Origin of the sequence: Metabacillus fastidiosus NBRC 101226, assembly GCF_001591625.1 — a bacterium.
In the GTDB taxonomy this organism is placed as follows: Bacteria; Bacillota; Bacilli; order Bacillales; family Bacillaceae; genus Metabacillus; species Metabacillus fastidiosus.
Window position 1 is genome coordinate 1 of sequence record NZ_BCVG01000037.1, and the last position, 14069, is coordinate 14069.

Consider the following 14069-nt stretch of genomic DNA (forward strand, 5'->3'; position numbering starts at 1 on the left):
TTAAGCAAAAATATGAAAAGGCAGAGAAAGGGAAATCTGTTGATTTAACCTCTGAATATAAGGAGAAAATTGATCACTATCTTTCGTTAAGGGATTCTATTAAAGCTTTAGATGAACAGGCAAAAGAAATTGAAAATCAGATAAAAAATGAAATGAAAGATGCCGAATTGGCTTTTGTTAAAAACTTTCAAACGGAATGGAAGCCAATCACTTCTAATCGTATTGATAGTAAAAAGCTAAAAGAACAGTTCCCTAATATTTATGAGCAAGTAGTTAAGCAAACAAGTTACCGTCGTTTTGGAATCAAGGAAATTAGCTAGGAGGGGTAAAGTTGGCAACAAATAAATCACTAAAGAACAAGCTGGCAAGTACGAATAGCCAAGCTCCGTCTACACAAGGAACAACAATGAAAAGCCTTCTATCAAGTCCAGCAGTTCTTAAAAGGTTTGAAGAAGTGCTCGGGAAGCGTGCTACTCAATTCACAGCATCGATTCTTAGTTTATATAACAGTGAAAAGATGCTCCAGAAGGCAGAACCAATGTCTGTTATTTCATCCGCAATGATTGCAGCAACACTAGATTTACCGGTAGACAAAAACCTAGGGTATGCATGGATTGTTCCATACGGAGGAAAAGCTCAATTCCAACTCGGTTATAAAGGTTATATTCAGTTAGCTCTCCGATCAGCACAGTATCGCCATATTAATGTTACAGCTATTTGTGAGGGTGAATTAATCAATTGGAATCCTCTTACGGAGGAAATTGAGATTGATTTTGAAGCAAGAGAATCAGATGCGGTAATCGGATATGCAGCTTATTTTGAACTGTTAAACGGCTTTAGGAAGACAATCTATTGGACGAAAGAGCAGGTCGAAAAGCATCGGAAAAAGTTTAGTAAATCGGATTTCGGCTGGAAAAATGATTGGGATGCTATGGCTATGAAAACCGTATTAAAAGCTCTTTTATCCAAATGGGGAATCTTATCTGTCGAAATGCAAAAAGCAGTTATTGAAGATAATGATGAGCGTGAATTAAAAGATATTACAGATGAAGCAGCTGAATTATCAGACATGGAAAGTGAGCCAACTATTATTGATGCTGATGCAGCAGAAGTAGAAGAAAAAGAAGAGAAAAATGAAAAGCCTTCTGCACTAGAGGTTCAAGATGAATTCCCTTTTAAACAGTGAAGATAAGGAAACGATCAATGTTTCTATTCCTTATTGCTACATATGGATAACAGAAGGGTATTATGATCGCCCTACACTATTTAGGGAGTATGTAGAAGGTTATGTTCAAGCGATAGGTTATAAATTAATAGAAATTAAAGGCATGAATGCTATTTGTCATAAGTGAAAGAAAGGATTGATCGAGGCTTGGAAAATATCATACAGGCATCGGGGTTTGTGATCCAGCCTCGATTGCAATTCAAAAATATAAAAGACAAGATGATTTACCAATTACTTTTAGAAGAAGCAAACTATGCTGCTTCCAGTCGTTGTGAAATAGGTCAAACCATTATTACCTTAACAAATCTTGCAAAGGAAATAGGATGGTCAAGGGATATTGTTAAAGGTTCTTTAGATAGACTGGAAGCTGCAAATTATATAGAAACAAAAACCTTACCTCAAAAGCGAGGGATACAAGTTACTATTCATCAATATAAGGAATTGCAAAATTTATCTTTTTATCAAAAAGAGCGAAAAAATCCACAAGAGAATCCGCATGAGGTTCCACATGAGGAATCACATGAGAATCCACAAGAGAATGAATCTTGTATCCCTTGTGAGAGTAAGGAGGAAGACGGGTTGGGAAATAAAAATCCACAAGAGAATCCGCATGAGGATACGCAACAGAATCCACAAGAGATTCCGCATACTATAACAGCATTTATAACATCAGTTAACAACAATATAAACATCAATAAAACATTAAAAGAATATCTCGCATCGGCTAATGTAAAAAATATGAATTTGAGCTCGACCGATGATATTGAAATCTTTGTTGACTTTGCTACGCAACTCAACGCTTTACCAGCAAATGTGTCTAAAAAAATAGTATTCTCTTATTTTGACTGCATTCGTCTCACTAGACAAACATGCACTATCTCAGCAAACATCTTGGTTAATTTTATCGAGAAATTATCTAAATACAGTGTCGATCAAATTCATTTTGCTCTCTGGAAACGTGTTGAGCAGCATGACGATAAAAAGGAACAGTATACACTTGGTATTTTACGAAACACAGATATTCATGAAGCGAAGCGTGGTCTGATGAAACTGAAAAATAAAACCGGAGGAAGGGATAGTATTGCAAAGCTTTCGGGAAGTTCTGAAGAAGGGCAAAAGTACGATTACGGATTCTAGTGTAACTAACGAATACACATGCAAGGGATGCGGTTCTCGAGTTAAAGAGTTTACTACAGTCATAGCTTTAGGACCGATGGCAGGAGAAAAAGTCACTAGTAAGATCGGCTGCAATTGCAAGCTTTACGAGCAGATTAAGCAGGAACAAAAAGAAGCTGATAAGACCCGAATGAAACGAATTTTTGATGATAACAGCTTGATTAACGAGAGCCTTAAGAAAGCAAACTTTAAAAATTTCGAAAAGGATCGTTTTCCAGCAGCGTATAAGACAGCAGCTGACTATGTTAGAAACTTTGATCTTGCTGATCCGGCAAACTTATTTTTTCAAGGTCCATTCGGGACAGGTAAAAGTCACTTGTCGGTATCTATTTCAAAAGCCCTTGTGGCTTTAGGATACAGCTCTGTTTTTATCTCACTGCCTAAGCTGTACACGAAAATTCGCAGTACGTATAACAAGGACAGTGAAATGACAGAAGATCAGCTGATGCAGGCCTTATTTAAAGTCGATCTGCTAGTACTTGATGATATAGGTGCAGAGGGAGAAACGAAAGGATGGAGTATCGGGAAGGCATTTGAAATTATTGATCAACGTTCGGGAAAGCACAATATTTATACAACAAATTTATCTTCGGATGATTTCGAAAGTTCTAGGGATACAGCGTGACTATTCTCACGAATTATGGAGAATACAAAGCCGGTCATTATGAACGGGACCGACTATCGAAAAAGGCACTTTTTAAAGGCTGGTGAACAACATGTGTAAATTATGTAATGGCAGACGTGTTATTCATGAGGAAAGCCCGGTAGCAGTTATGTTTGTACCTTGCCCTAATTGCACGCGGATCAGTAAAGAGGAAGCTGAATTAAGAAGTAGACAATTAAAAGCAAGGCTTGATCAAGCTTTTGCAGAAATGGGAATGGAGGATGTTTCATGAATAATCAAACTAACCAGTTAAGAGAAGCTGTTGAGCAGCGTAAAGACTTTTTAATTAACGAGTTACTTAGGTACGGTTATTTCGATACAGCGGACGGGCGGCAATTATATGAGCATACACTTACAGAATTAGAGCTGATTCACATCAATGTTAAATGTCAATTTGGCAGAGAAATATCAGAGGAGGAAAATGCTTAAACTTACGATACCAGTTGAGCCAATGGGTGCCGTTCGCATGACTAGCCGAGGAAAGTACATAAAGCCGAATGCTCAACGGTATCTTGCATATAAAGATCAAATCAAATGGATTGTTAAACAGCAATTAAAGGGACGAAACCTTTTTGCTGGTGCATTAGAGGTTGATATTTTATTCACTATGCCAATTCCGAAAAGCTGGTCAAATAAATGTGAAGAAGCAGCAAATGGTTGATGAATATCATACGAAAAAGCCTGATACAGATAATCTAGTAAAAGGAGTTTTCGATTCTCTTAATAAGCTAGTTTGGCAGGATGCTAATCAAGTAGCAAAAATAACAGCAGTAAAAAGTTATAGTGAAGTACCAGGGATGGAAATCATCATTAAGGAGCTGAAATAGATGGCTAGGACTAAGAGAGGTCGTGGCCGTAAATGGTACCTGTTATTCCGTTTTGAAGATGGTCATCGTGTTCACTTGTACGAGCAGTTACAAAGACATGACTTGAACAGCAGGTTACGTGATGGATGGAAGATCGTGAGCTAGTTAAACAATTAAGTTTATTTGAGGGGGCGTTAAGATGAATGATTTTGCAAAGTTCATTTTAGAGCAGATTATATCAGGAGAGAAAAAGGCTGAAAGTGGAATCTTAAAGGCAGCAGTCGATGAGATTTTAAAGCTCAGAAAAGAAAATGAAAACTTGAGGAATCCACAGATTTGGTGAACTTAATTTGTATTATGTTTCCTGAAAAAATTAAATAAAAAAAGGAGGTTTTCCCTCCAGTTAATGAATATCTTCTTTTATTAGTAAACTATTAACAATAGTCATTAAAATGGCAGCGATCATTATTATGTCTACAAAAGTGATAAGAATAGAAAACTTTTCAGAATCAACTAGAAGACTACGTGTAAGAACAAAATAAATTAATTAATGCAATTATAAAAAGAGAGATGTCTGAATTCCATATTTTATTGATTATTTTCACTGTGTTTTCTCCTCCTTTAATTAATAATTCGATTCCAATTTAAAACATAATTGAAATAAAGTTAGATAAATAGAGGGGGAGTAAAATATAAGAATTAATTAGTTTAGTTAAAAAACAGACGAGGAAAAGAGTGCTAACTAAGCACTCTAAATTCTACACCATCATATAAAAAAGTACCTTTTGACTGTTTCTCACTGTTACTTTCAATTTCATTCTTTATTTTTTTTATAGAGTCAATTGGATACCTGAGATGAGTGGTAATTATTTGTCGACCATGCCCCCCGTTATTATAACTATCTAGTATATTTGTTCTAAACCCGGATGATTCAATTTTAAGATTTTCTATCGCTTGTTCGACAGGATGAGGGTTGGGAGTAAAGCTTTTCTTTGATTTATAAGTTATACCAAGTATATCTGCAATTTTATATGATGTATAACCATCACCAGTTTGTACAGTACTTTTTGTGGTTTCTGAGTAATCACCTTTACCTGCATCTTTGCGATGTTTGTTTTCAATTGATGTAAATTCACTTATTACTTTGTTATTTGTTTCTTTTAACTCCTTGGGTAGCTTTTTTAATTTAACTTTCTCACTCATTTAAAAAACGTCCTTTCATAAAAAGTAGTTATCTAAAAGATATTCAAGATAGGAAATAAAATCAAATTAGTAAATGAGAGTAAAACGGAGTAAATAAGAGATTTTTTCAAAGTAGTTTTTTCTACGTTCGAGGATTTGGTATCGTAGAGAAAATGAAGGTGCTAAAAATGAAGAATTTTAACTGTCTTTATAGAATGGGCAAGGTTGTTATACAGTACGAAGATTAAGTAAAAGGAAGAAGATAGCAGTGGATTGAGAAATAACTATTTAGACAATATGAGCAAGCTTTAGCTGATATTATTGGATTAAGTGATGGGAACACTCAAAGAGAAATTGAATTAGTCAAAGATATTGCTAAAAAGGCATTAGAAGTTGTTTAAGGAAACAAAAGGTGGGAGGAGTTAAATAAGGGAGAAATATTTCTCCCTAACATTACCATACTTCTGTAACAGCACTATCTGCTAATTCGTTCTCAGTATTCTTAAAAATATAGTTGTTGGTTTTTAAAAGTTGAGAAATTGAATTAACAATAACTGAGTCATGGATTGTATCATTATTAAGTTCTATCACTTTGTTGGATACATTTATTAATAGTGCATTTCTTATATAATTATAATCATTCAAATGTGGGAAGGAAATTTTCTCCTTATTGATTATGAATTCAATAGGAGTGTTAAGAGGAATATCATAGATATTTATCTCATCAAAAATATTCTCGGTTCTGGATAAAGCTTTTTTGAATAGTTCATCATTAAAATCGGAAAATAGCTCATCAATAATCTCTATTAATCTTGGAATTGTATTTTCAGTTTTAATAGCAAGGTTCTCATAAGCTTTATTAAGAAGATTTAAAATAAGATCTTGATCAGGCTTTTCCTGATCTAATGTTAGGAGTTTAAGGAAATCATCAGTACTAGCTTTATATATTTCCTTTTCCCTAATTTCCTGAAAATTTTTAACTTTCACAGTTAATTTGATAAACGACAATGGGATTCAGCTCCTCAAAAGAAATTAATTTATATGTTCTAAAAACTAATTCTTTAATTATTATAAAAACCCTTTATTTAAGGAAACAAAAGATAGAAGGAGTTGACTAAAGTGGAGGAGGATGTCACAGTAGAAGAATTTGCTGATTACGTAAGATTCATGCGGCAGTCAGTACAAATGACTCAAAGACAATTAGGAGAAGCGATCGGTTTTGAACGCAGAACAATTATGAACTGGGAAAATGGTAAATCATTACCGTTTGATATTTATGCAGTGATTGAATCAATTAGAAATGAAGTTAAATTGAGAATTAAATATAAAGCACATGAAAAAAGCCAGGATTACTCCTGACCAGCTAATTTAATTATACCATAGGAGTGATTTTGGTGAGACTAAGAGATTTAAAAATAGATACTAGATTTATAGAATTACAAGATGATACAATAGACCTAAAAAAGGGAAGCTTTGCCATCGTGTTATGTGAGGGTAAAGCTAAGTTCACCGTATTACCCCCTCACGGTGAAACTAAAATTGTTACTCATCAAGGGAAAGTGAAACGAGTTAAGTTTGATGAAGGGGAAGATTTTTAACTCTCGTCTCTCTAGAATTTAGGAGAAAGGAGGTTAATAGATTTTGGTTATTAAACTTGAGAGAGCTCAATCATATAATCGTAAAGAAATTCATGATATCTTTTCGCCAGATACGATATTTACTCCACAAGCTGGTACTTGGGGATTACATGGAATAGTAAAGGTTCCGAATCGATCAAAAGATTATGTTTTTTTGGTTACTTTCGAGAGAAGACAGGGAAGTTATCAATTTGAAGAAAGTGTGAGTGAGTCAGGCGTTTTGACATGGCAATCACAGCCTGCACAGACTCTTACAGAAAGTAGGATTATTGATTTTATAAATCATAACCATCTTGAAAATAATATTTATTTATTTTTAAGAACACATAGGAACTTATCCTATACATATTTAGGGAAACTAGCTTATTTAGACCATGATCGTTCTAGAGAAAAGCCAGTGCATTTTAAATGGCAGGTTTTAGACTGGGAGTATAATGATGAATTACTTCAAGAAATGAAGTTGATCTTAGTTCGTGACGGGCTAGATATAGAAAATATAGATAATCTATCAATGACTGAAAAGCCAGTTTACATATCTGAGAAAAGTAAGTTAAAAAGAGAGTTTAAAGGTAAAGTTATAGATTTCGCTGATAATGAAGAAAAGAATAGAGAGTTAGGGTTATTAGGTGAAAAATTAGTTGTAGAAAGTGAGAAACGTTGGTTAGAGGATCATAACCGTGCTGATCTAGCTGAAAAGGTTATTCATGTTTCAGAAAAAATTGGAGATGGTACAGGATTTGATATATTGTCTTTTGGGCTGGACGGGAGTAAGAAATATATTGAGGTGAAAACTACTAGAGGTGGAATTGGGACACCTTTTTATATTTCTACTAATGAATATGAGTTTGCTAAATTAAATTACAAAAATTTTTTCTTATATCGACTTTATAACTATAGAGATAGCATCAATTCTGCATATTGTTTTCAATTATCTTTTATGGATTTAAGTAAACTTAAGAGAGAACCAAATTCTTTTAAAGTTTATCCTCAAGACATTGTTTAAATGATAGTAACAAAATAACTTAAATTATATAGTAGATGAAAATTGAGGTGTTAAATGTGGATGGACAGTTAATGAAGTTTATAACTGACAGTAAAGAGTATTTACTAACTAAAGAGTCTGACTTACAGGATGTCGAAAAAGAAGTAACAAAATATATCAATGAAGAGTTTCTTAAAAATATCCCTCTAAAAAACGTATCTCTACATTCTAGGGTAAAAGGTGTTGACAGCTTAGGAGAAAAAATTATTAGAAGTAAGGTGCTTTTATATAATGGGGCACTTCAATCAACATCATATATTGATAATCTTAAAGATATAATTGGTATACGTTTAGTATGTTTATTAAATATGGATGAAGAAAAATTATATGCTCAAATACAAGAAAAATTCAACAAAATTAGTGAAATTGATAATAGCTTCTTTACATTGGCTGAAGTAGATAAGAGCGAAGGATATTTATTAATCAAGCACACAAATCAACCCGAGGAACAGAAAAATGGTAAGGAAATTTTTAAAATGGAATGCCTATGGGTAAAGAACGAGCAAAGAACGCCTATTGAGTTACAAATTAAGTCTTTAGTGCATATGTTTTGGGGAGAACTTGAACATAAGCTTATATATAAAAATTATACATATGACGAACAACAAAGCTTTTATAGAGATATGATGAATTCAATTGACAAATTACTTTATAATATTGATTCCCAACTATCTACAATAAACACACACTTACAAGGAAAGGGTAAGAAGGAACAAAAACTTCGAGCGCAAGAAATGCTAGCCTCTGAATTCTATATAAACTTACAGAAAAAATTAAATGCTCTGCTAATAGATTATGATGTTGATTTCAGAGAAGTTTATATACTATTATCTCAATTATTATCAATAGGTAAAAATTATAATGCTATTGTTGCATTATTGGGAAATCAAATAACGACTTTAGCAAGAACGAATATAAGTATAAGTAACTTCGAATTTGATGCAGCTGATCTAAAAATAGAAGCAGAGGACCACCTTAAAGAGCTTGGTCAGATAATTTCTAAGTTAATTTTGTCAGTAGATATTGTTTGGAGAGTTTTATTTGGGCTTTACCACATGGTACAACAAAATGATTCAGTTAAGAAATCCTTTAAGGAATTTGTTGAAAGTTTATATACCACGTTTTCAATTAGAATTCGCGAGAAATTTTCAGAAGCAAATGAAACAATGGATGAGACAATAACTCATCAGTTAGTTCTTCCTGCCACTATCTTAGGAGTTGTTGAATCTTTCAATGAATATTTAAAGATGGACTTTTTTATTGATAAAAGAAAGTTAGATGTTGTATTAGAAACAACTGAAGAATTTATTAATTCAATAATTAATCATTATGAGAATTTTAATGAAAAGGACATTGGAGAGCCTAATCAAAAATTATTAAATTTGCTTTCTCAAAAACTAAAGAATCAGATACTTTTAATGATTTTAAAAGATATAGATAAAGAAGATTTAGAAGAATTAAGAAACGAGCTACAGATAAATCAGCAATGGGTTTTTGAGTTGGATTATACTCGAATAGAAAAGCTTATCTTTGGAGATTTAAATAATAAAGATAGGATTGAACTAGTAAAAGTTTTTAACTCAAAATTAAAGAGAAATGGGGAAGACAAAAATGATCTTAACTGATTTTATCCCATTAAAACAAAAGGGTATTCAATTATATATAACTAAACTAACAGTAGAAGAACTAATAAATAATTCAATAGTAGCTGTTTTTAATTCAAAAACCGAGGAAGGATACCAAAGACCACCTATTCCTTCTCATTATAAAAGATTTGCTGAGTATCTTAAAAGAGAAAATGGGGTCTTATTACCTTTAGGTATATTAACGGCAATTAATCCGGAAAATATTGAGATGTCCAGAACATCAGGAGAACTAACTAACTACTTTTCAAAAGATCCTACAATCAATGAGGATGACCTTGAGGAGGGAATTGTCAAACAGGAAGAGGGATGTAATTATATCAATGAATTAAGATTACAGGGACCTCTAAGAATTGTTGATGGACAACATAGAATAGAAGGATTTAAATATTTAGCGAACGATGACCCTAAACGATTTCAAGAATATCAAAGCTTTGAGATACCGGTAACCATTATGGTAATTGGAAAAGAAGATGAAGTAGAAGAAATGGATACATTCATAAATATAAACAGTAAATCAAAGAAAATTGATACAAATTTAGCCATTCGTTTAAGGCATGAACGAAGAAAGGAAAAAAACTACACGCGAAGCTTACATGAAATAATAGATGATATTGCAATTAGTGTTACCAAGAAGTTAAATGAAGATCTTAATTCTGTATGGTACAAGGCAATAACTATGGCACCTGACGATAAAGGTAAAATAGTTAGCTTAAATGCATTTAATAAATCTTTAATTCCTCTTGTTGAATTATTTATTCAATATTACCGGGAGCCTAAAGATATTGAAGATTCTTTATTTGGTTTTGATGGGGAAGAACAGGAACCGTTAAAACTAAATGATGAACTGGTACCTATTTTAGAAGAGAAAGAAGATTCATTTGTTGAGCTAATTAAATCGTATCTTGATCATATTTGGAGCATAGTTAGAACTGAATGGGATGACTGCTTTAATACTTATCCACCTTATTTTGATAAGTATTATAATATTCAAAAAGGTATAGGTTTATATTCTATTCATTTAGTTCTACAAGACTGCATTAAAGAGGAAGAAAATATTGAATCTGCAATGTATTCATTTAAAGAATTAATTCGTAGTGGTAGAGTCAACAGTGGAGATTGGGAATCAGGAGGGAGTTTTAGTGGTAACAATTCACAAGCTGGTTTCAGACTAATCGCTAACCAGATTTTGGGTAAAAAAATAAAATAATTATATTTTAAACAAAATCTATTCTACCAGCTCACTGGAGGACACTGAAGAATGCTTTAGGCGTTGTTTGGTGTCCTTTTAGCTGTATAACTACGTAATAATATACTCGGAATATGAGAAAAATTAATTGCAGAAAAAGCACTAAGAGTGCCGACATTTTCAAGATAAGAGTAAAAGATTAAATGTTAGAGAGGTGAGATTATGAAAGAACTTACAGAGAAAGTTATTAAATTTCGTAATGAAAGGAATTGGTCACAATTCCATAATCCAAAAGACTTGGCCATTTCACTTTCTCTAGAGGCAAGTGAACTACTTGAAAATTTTCAATGGAAATCAAATGAGGAAGCTGTGAAAGAACATCATTGTGACATGAAAGATGAACTAGCTGATGTAATGATTTACAGCTTGCTGATAGCTCACGAATTAGGGATAAATCCAGAAGAAGCAATTTTAAAGAAGTTAGAGAAAAATAAAGCAAAGTATCCAATTGAAAAAGCTTATAATTCAAAGAAAAAGTATACGGAATTATAGAAAGGTGAAAGTAAAATGAACCATGTTATATTACAACCATCAGGTGGAGTTGGAAAAGAGAATTTTGATAATACTATCAAAGGATCTGTAAATTTAGATAGAATTATTCCTTTTTTAGATAAGAAAGATATAGATTTAATTAGTTCCTGTTATGAAGATAGATTAGTACCTATATGGGGGGTTACTCCTGCAAAGGATGGTAGTAATGAAAAACATTGGGAAAAAATTAAAGCTGGAGATATAGCACTATTTACTACTAATATGAGAATTTTCGCTTCAGGCGTTGTTACTCATAAATTTTATAGTCCACAACTTGCATTGGAACTTTGGGGATGGAAAGAAGATGGGGTAACATGGGAGTACGTTTATCTTTTAGATGAAATTCAAGAGTTAGATATCCCTGTTCAACAGTTAAATGAAACTGTTGGTTACTCTAGAGAAAATTCAGTACGGCGTTTTACAGTATTAGATAAAGAAAAGAGTGGGAGAATTTTTGAACGGTTTAACTTCGGAAGTGAAGTTTATTACCCTCATGTTTCTGAAGAAGAGTATAAAGAAGTGGTTATCAACATTGATCCGACTAAACCATTAGATAGTAAAAGTATGAGTTTGAGAAGAACGGAACAGTCTTTTTTACGTAAATATTTATTTAAGAATAAGAAAACTAGCTGTTGCGGCATCTGTCATAAAGAAATGCCTGTAGAGTTTCTTGTAGCAGCTCACATTAAAAAACGTGCTAAATGTACTGATGAAGAGAAATTGGATTACAAAAATATCGTGATGCCCATGTGTAAATTTGGATGCGATGAATTGTATGAAAAAGGATATATAGGAGTTAAAAATGGGAAGGTAGTTCGTTTACGTAAGAATTCCTTAACACAGCATATCTTAGATTATATAGGGCAAGTTGAAGGCAATGAGTGTAACTATTGGCATGATAAAACAGTTAAATATTTTGATTGGCATTTTTATAATAAAAAATAGGTAGTATTGATTATATTTTTGTTAAAAAGAGTAATATAAGGTTTTATTTTATTTTTATGAAATAAATTACCTTTAGGTGTTTTTATAGCTTATAATGATAAAGAATCAATTTAGAAAGGAAGAAAGTTTATGCCTGTACACCGTAGTGGCCCGGTTCCACCATTCTTTGAATATATTACTGGTTATGCGTTACTACCAACCACAGTGGCACCAAATCAAGCAATAACTGGACTTTTAACAGGTCAATTTCAATGGGTAGAAATTCCTAGATATCAAAGGGGGATTTCATGGGAAGTAGAAGAAGTAGAAGAATTTCTTAACTCCTCTTCTGTTTTGCTTGGAAATGTAATATTAGCTTCATTCTCTAGAAATACAAATCAGTTTCAGTTACTACCTCAAAGTTTTAATACTTATTGTATTTTAGTAGACGGCTTACAAAGATTTACTGTTGGTACAATTCTTTTATCAGTTTTGCATGATTTAGTCCTTACACCAACAAATCCTAGATTTCCCACTGAGGCTGTCTATTTTAACAGTCTTTCAGCTAGAGTGGCACCTTTAGCACCTATATATTTACATAATGATTATGAATTTCGAAATCATCCTAGAACAGCTATTTCGAGCCAGTATATAAGGTTGCGAGAGGATATTGAAACATATGTATTAGGACAAATTCAGTCATCAAATGTGACTACCTTTGCTGGCAATTTGGTAAATACATTTTTAAGTAGACAAATTGCAGTTGATATCTATTTTAACTTCAGAAATTCTTTAGAGATAATGAGTACATTCTTAGGAATTAATACTGTCAGGGTAGATTTAGGTCCTGTAGATTTGCTTAGGGCTTTTATTATTGAACAAGGAACTTCAGCTGGTTGGTCAGCATTAGATATTGATGATGTAGAAAATGAATTTACTGAAATATTTACTACAAATGAAAAACCAGATCGAAATTTGCTACCTTTTGTAAGTACAGTTTTAAAGGCCTTAGGTGAGGGAAACGGTTCAAGAGTTTTCCCATCATGGGGTACTAACCTTTCTAAAGATGAGGTAGATAATTTTCTACAATTTGTGTTGGGATTTAAAAATCAGATAGATGCTAATAATGGAAATAGTAACAGTTACTTACGAGAAATAAAAGAATGTGGGAGTATTCCTCTAGCTATTTTGATGAGCTACTATTATATAAGAATTATTCATCATGGTCAAAGTAACCCTTCTTTTTTAAATGGAGGATCACAAGAAAATGCTGAGCTTCAAAGATTTCTTATAGCATGTTATAGAGGTATTCTTGATGGTAGAATTACTCGTACAAGAGTGTATGCAGAAAATATAATAAATGGCACTCAGACAGCTTCACTATCTGATATTGCGAACAGTCTATCTCATTACTTTGTGTCACTGTCAATCGATCAGCAGTTAGATGATCAATGGCTACGAACTGTTCTGAATAAAGTAGATATAAAGAAGGCAAAGAGAGTATTTAATGCATTGTTATTACCTCCAAAAGCAGCTGGCTATGGAGTACCTCCTTTTGTTCCTTTTAAATATGGTAGATCTGCAAGAGATTTTCATGTAGATCACTTAATACCAGATCGCTTATTAGTAAGAAATACGCCAGGGGCTAGTGAAGGACAGACAATTAGAAATTTTGCACCTTTACCAGCAAATTTAAACACAGTAGCGAAAGCAACTTCTTGTTCAGCAAAACTTGCACCTCAGGGCATATACTATAATTACATTAATAGTTCAATTCATCCTGTTCATCCTTATGCTCAATGGTTGGTACAACATCATAGCGTAACAATTCCATCTACTGATTTGGATAGACAGGAATTGTTAGAGACAAATAGAACTCCAGATGTGGGTACTGATAGAATAAATGAGTTAGTAATTCAATTACTGACAAAAATATAATCAAATATATGGTTCTACCAGCTCGCTGGAGGACACCGAATGACGCATTAAG

At 32.8% G+C, this 14069-nt stretch carries 20 protein-coding genes and 1 pseudogene; 19 read left to right on the plus strand and 2 right to left on the minus strand.

Annotation, left to right across the window (positions count from 1 at the left end):
- From BFA01S_RS22815 to BFA01S_RS22410, 11 genes and pseudogenes are all read left to right on the plus strand, one after another.
- Positions 1-320, plus strand: a pseudogene (locus tag BFA01S_RS22815) (hypothetical protein); the annotation flags it as partial.
- Between the two features lie 11 nt (positions 321-331).
- The gene (locus BFA01S_RS10745; protein WP_066229724.1) at positions 332-1186 is read left to right on the plus strand and encodes a recombinase RecT; all 855 of its coding nucleotides are present in this window, start codon (positions 332-334) and stop codon (positions 1184-1186) included.
- Positions 1164-1352 carry a hypothetical protein gene (locus tag BFA01S_RS10750; RefSeq protein WP_066229726.1) on the plus strand — a complete coding sequence of 63 codons (189 nt, stop codon included), beginning with the start codon at positions 1164-1166 and terminating at the stop codon, positions 1350-1352. The genes BFA01S_RS10745 and BFA01S_RS10750 overlap by 23 nt, the downstream gene beginning before the upstream one ends.
- The gene (locus tag BFA01S_RS10755) at positions 1349-2362 is read left to right on the plus strand and encodes a hypothetical protein (RefSeq protein WP_169800465.1); all 1014 of its coding nucleotides are present in this window, start codon (positions 1349-1351) and stop codon (positions 2360-2362) included. The genes BFA01S_RS10750 and BFA01S_RS10755 overlap by 4 nt, the downstream gene beginning before the upstream one ends.
- A 76-nt stretch (positions 2363-2438) precedes the next feature.
- Complete coding sequence (locus tag BFA01S_RS10760; protein ID WP_066229730.1) at positions 2439-3026, plus strand: ATP-binding protein; 588 nt, start codon at positions 2439-2441, stop codon at positions 3024-3026.
- A gap of 91 nt (positions 3027-3117) precedes the next feature.
- Complete coding sequence (locus tag BFA01S_RS10765) at positions 3118-3297, plus strand: hypothetical protein (RefSeq protein ID WP_066229732.1); 180 nt, start codon at positions 3118-3120, stop codon at positions 3295-3297.
- A complete protein-coding gene (locus BFA01S_RS10770; protein WP_066229735.1) occupies positions 3294-3494 on the plus strand; it encodes a Fur-regulated basic protein FbpA in 201 nt (66 codons plus the stop codon). Before BFA01S_RS10765 ends, BFA01S_RS10770 begins: the two co-directional genes overlap by 4 nt.
- Entirely contained in the window at positions 3487-3726 is a 240-nt protein-coding gene (locus BFA01S_RS23435) for a RusA family crossover junction endodeoxyribonuclease (RefSeq protein WP_268874854.1), read from the plus strand. Before BFA01S_RS10770 ends, BFA01S_RS23435 begins: the two co-directional genes overlap by 8 nt.
- Positions 3719-3892: a RusA family crossover junction endodeoxyribonuclease gene (locus tag BFA01S_RS23440; protein WP_268874855.1), complete on the plus strand. Its 174-nt coding sequence runs from the start codon at positions 3719-3721 to the stop codon at positions 3890-3892. The genes BFA01S_RS23435 and BFA01S_RS23440 overlap by 8 nt, the downstream gene beginning before the upstream one ends.
- On the plus strand, positions 3893-4036 hold the full coding sequence (locus BFA01S_RS22820) for a hypothetical protein (protein ID WP_169800466.1): 144 nt from the start codon (positions 3893-3895) through the stop codon (positions 4034-4036).
- Between the two features lie 34 nt (positions 4037-4070).
- Entirely contained in the window at positions 4071-4214 is a 144-nt protein-coding gene (locus tag BFA01S_RS22410) for a hypothetical protein (RefSeq protein ID WP_156483599.1), read from the plus strand.
- Positions 4215-4609: 395 nt separating this feature from the next.
- Here BFA01S_RS22410 and BFA01S_RS10780 read toward each other — a convergent pair whose 3' ends face one another.
- On the minus strand, positions 4610-5074 hold the full coding sequence (locus tag BFA01S_RS10780) for a hypothetical protein (protein ID WP_066229739.1): 465 nt from the start codon (positions 5072-5074) through the stop codon (positions 4610-4612).
- Positions 5075-5506: 432 nt separating this feature from the next.
- On the minus strand, positions 5507-6061 hold the full coding sequence (locus BFA01S_RS10785) for a hypothetical protein (RefSeq protein ID WP_066229740.1): 555 nt from the start codon (positions 6059-6061) through the stop codon (positions 5507-5509).
- A 111-nt stretch (positions 6062-6172) separates the two neighbouring features.
- Between BFA01S_RS10785 and BFA01S_RS10790 the strand changes: the two genes are divergently transcribed.
- The 8 genes from BFA01S_RS10790 (at position 6173) to BFA01S_RS10825 (ending at position 14017) form a co-directional block, all read left to right on the plus strand.
- Positions 6173-6412 carry a helix-turn-helix domain-containing protein gene (locus BFA01S_RS10790; RefSeq protein WP_066229741.1) on the plus strand — a complete coding sequence of 80 codons (240 nt, stop codon included), beginning with the start codon at positions 6173-6175 and terminating at the stop codon, positions 6410-6412.
- A gap of 35 nt (positions 6413-6447) precedes the next feature.
- Positions 6448-6651 carry an XtrA/YqaO family protein gene (locus tag BFA01S_RS10795; RefSeq protein ID WP_066229744.1) on the plus strand — a complete coding sequence of 68 codons (204 nt, stop codon included), beginning with the start codon at positions 6448-6450 and terminating at the stop codon, positions 6649-6651.
- 43 nt (positions 6652-6694) lie between these two features.
- A complete protein-coding gene (locus tag BFA01S_RS10800) occupies positions 6695-7693 on the plus strand; it encodes a DUF3427 domain-containing protein (protein ID WP_066229747.1) in 999 nt (332 codons plus the stop codon).
- 35 nt (positions 7694-7728) lie between these two features.
- Positions 7729-9357: a nucleotidyltransferase family protein gene (locus BFA01S_RS10805; protein ID WP_082799957.1), complete on the plus strand. Its 1629-nt coding sequence runs from the start codon at positions 7729-7731 to the stop codon at positions 9355-9357.
- Positions 9344-10585: a DGQHR domain-containing protein gene (locus BFA01S_RS10810; RefSeq protein ID WP_066229753.1), complete on the plus strand. Its 1242-nt coding sequence runs from the start codon at positions 9344-9346 to the stop codon at positions 10583-10585. The genes BFA01S_RS10805 and BFA01S_RS10810 overlap by 14 nt, the downstream gene beginning before the upstream one ends.
- 201 nt (positions 10586-10786) lie before the next feature.
- Complete coding sequence (locus BFA01S_RS10815) at positions 10787-11116, plus strand: nucleotide pyrophosphohydrolase (RefSeq protein ID WP_066229756.1); 330 nt, start codon at positions 10787-10789, stop codon at positions 11114-11116.
- Positions 11117-11131: 15 nt separating this feature from the next.
- Positions 11132-12100, plus strand: coding sequence for a hypothetical protein (locus BFA01S_RS10820; RefSeq protein WP_066229759.1), 969 nt, complete (start codon positions 11132-11134; stop codon positions 12098-12100).
- Positions 12101-12229: 129 nt separating this feature from the next.
- Positions 12230-14017, plus strand: coding sequence for a DUF262 domain-containing protein (locus tag BFA01S_RS10825; protein ID WP_066229761.1), 1788 nt, complete (start codon positions 12230-12232; stop codon positions 14015-14017).
- The last annotated feature ends 52 nt before the right edge of the window (positions 14018-14069 follow it).

Bases quoted from the DNA above. Each gene is read 5' to 3' on its own strand.
- BFA01S_RS10750 (WP_066229726.1), top strand. From the start codon at position 1,164: ATGAATTCCCTTTTAAACAGTGAAGATAAGGAAACGATCAATGTTTCT.
- BFA01S_RS10760 (WP_066229730.1), top strand. From the start codon at position 2,439: ATGGCAGGAGAAAAAGTCACTAGTAAGATCGGCTGCAATTGCAAGCTT.
- BFA01S_RS10765 (WP_066229732.1), top strand. From the start codon at position 3,118: ATGTGTAAATTATGTAATGGCAGACGTGTTATTCATGAGGAAAGCCCG.
- BFA01S_RS10770 (WP_066229735.1), top strand. From the start codon at position 3,294: ATGAATAATCAAACTAACCAGTTAAGAGAAGCTGTTGAGCAGCGTAAA.
- BFA01S_RS23435 (WP_268874854.1), top strand. From the start codon at position 3,487: ATGCTTAAACTTACGATACCAGTTGAGCCAATGGGTGCCGTTCGCATG.
- BFA01S_RS23440 (WP_268874855.1), top strand. From the start codon at position 3,719: ATGGTTGATGAATATCATACGAAAAAGCCTGATACAGATAATCTAGTA.
- BFA01S_RS22820 (WP_169800466.1), top strand. From the start codon at position 3,893: ATGGCTAGGACTAAGAGAGGTCGTGGCCGTAAATGGTACCTGTTATTC.
- BFA01S_RS22410 (WP_156483599.1), top strand. From the start codon at position 4,071: ATGAATGATTTTGCAAAGTTCATTTTAGAGCAGATTATATCAGGAGAG.
- BFA01S_RS10780 (WP_066229739.1), bottom strand. From the start codon at position 5,074: ATGAGTGAGAAAGTTAAATTAAAAAAGCTACCCAAGGAGTTAAAAGAA.
- BFA01S_RS10805 (WP_082799957.1), top strand. From the start codon at position 7,729: ATGAAAATTGAGGTGTTAAATGTGGATGGACAGTTAATGAAGTTTATA.
- BFA01S_RS10810 (WP_066229753.1), top strand. From the start codon at position 9,344: ATGATCTTAACTGATTTTATCCCATTAAAACAAAAGGGTATTCAATTA.
- BFA01S_RS10815 (WP_066229756.1), top strand. From the start codon at position 10,787: ATGAAAGAACTTACAGAGAAAGTTATTAAATTTCGTAATGAAAGGAAT.
- BFA01S_RS10820 (WP_066229759.1), top strand. From the start codon at position 11,132: ATGAACCATGTTATATTACAACCATCAGGTGGAGTTGGAAAAGAGAAT.
- BFA01S_RS10825 (WP_066229761.1), top strand. From the start codon at position 12,230: ATGCCTGTACACCGTAGTGGCCCGGTTCCACCATTCTTTGAATATATT.